This is a genomic window from Kitasatospora sp. NPDC091257 (assembly GCF_044757675.1).
In the GTDB taxonomy this organism is placed as follows: Bacteria; Actinomycetota; Actinomycetes; order Streptomycetales; family Streptomycetaceae; genus Kitasatospora; species Kitasatospora lactacystinica.
The window spans coordinates 1-1,397 of record NZ_JBIVVI010001703.1; the positions used below are offsets into that span (position 1 = coordinate 1).

At 73.4% G+C, this 1,397-nt stretch carries 1 protein-coding gene; it reads left to right on the plus strand.

Annotation, left to right across the window (positions count from 1 at the left end):
* Nucleotides 1–158 precede the first annotated feature (158 nt).
* Nucleotides 159–1,355 carry a sensor histidine kinase gene (locus ACIQOV_RS41410; RefSeq protein ID WP_380542249.1) on the plus strand — a complete coding sequence of 399 codons (1,197 nt, stop codon included), beginning with the start codon at nt 159–161 and terminating at the stop codon, nt 1,353–1,355.
* Nucleotides 1,356–1,397: the final 42 nt, after the last annotated feature.

A 1,397-nucleotide genomic window follows, 5' to 3' on the forward strand; every position in this document is an offset into this window, starting at 1 on the left:
GACGCTACCCGGCGCCGGACCGCCCCTCCCCATCGGATCAGGTGCTTCTCCGACCTACGGAGTAGGACGGATCGCCCTACCGGCGGACCTGGGCACGCCGGGCGACTGCCTACGCTGGACACGTGCATCGACTCAACGCCTGGCTCCGCCGTCACCCCATGGTGGTCGACGCCGCCTGGGCGTCGATGGTGCTGTTCTTCGGCCTGCTGCCGAACGACGCCTCCCTCGACGAGGGCTGGCGCTTCGACGCCTCGATCCTGGTCGCGGTGCTGCTGCCGCTGCTGATGGTCTTCCGGCGGCGCTACCCCGACCTCACGGTGGCCGCCGCCGCGGGCATCGGTGTCGGCCAGGTGGTCGCGAACGTGTCGCCGGGCGGCTCCTCGATCGCCTACCTGGTCTTCGCCTACACCGGCGCCGCCTTCGGCCAGAAGTGGACCTCCCGGCTGGCCCTGGTGGCCGGCCTGGCCGCCGGGCCGCTGGTGTTCTGGCAGATGAAGCCGGTGAAGACGGTCTTCGACCGGGCGGGCGACGCGCACACCCGCCCGTACACCTTCGGCGAGGCGGCGCTGATCACGCTGCTGATGAGCACGCCGTTCATCCTCTGCTGGGCCTGGGGCCGGCTGACCAGGGTGCGCCGCGCCTACCTGACCGAGCTGGAGGACCGCGCCGCCCGGCTGGAGCGCGAGCGGGACGCCCAGTCCAAGGTGGCGGTCGCCGCCGAGCGGGCCCGGATCGCCCGCGAGCTGCACGACGTGGTCGCGCACAACGTCTCGGTGATGATCGTCCAGGCCGACGGCGCCGCGTACGTCCTGGACAACTCCCCGCAGCAGGCGAAGGAGGCGCTCGGCACGATCGCCTCCACCGGCCGCCAGGCGCTGGTCGAGATGCGCCGCCTGCTGGGCGTGCTGCGCACCTCCGACACCAAGGCCGAGGAGTACGTGCCGCAGCCGGGCGTCGAGGAGCTGCCGGAGCTGCTGGAGCAGGTCCGCACGGCCGGACTCGACGTGGACTACGCCACCTCCGGGCAGCCGCGCGAGCTGCCGCGCGGCGTCGAGCTGACCGTCTACCGGATCGTCCAGGAGGCGCTCACCAACGTCCGCAAGCACGGCGGCCCCGACGTCCACGCCCGGGTCGCGGTCGACTTCGGCGAGCGCGAGCTGGCCGTCCTGGTGGAGGACGACGGGCGTGGCAGCACCGACGAGCAGTTGGCCGCCGGCGGCGTGGACGGTCTCGGCCACGGCCTGATCGGCATGCGCGAGCGCGTCGGCATGGTCAGCGGCAGCCTCGACGTGGGCCCCCGCCCCGGTGGAGGCTTCCGGATCCGCGCCGTCCTGCCGCTCAGGACGGCCCACTAGCCCCTCCGTCCAGCCACCGCCCCCAGCCCCGTCCAGTCCCCA

Coding starts and splice junctions, on each gene's coding strand:
- ACIQOV_RS41410 (WP_380542249.1), top strand. CDS start 159: ATGGTGGTCGACGCCGCCTGGGCGTCGATGGTGCTGTTCTTCGGCCTG.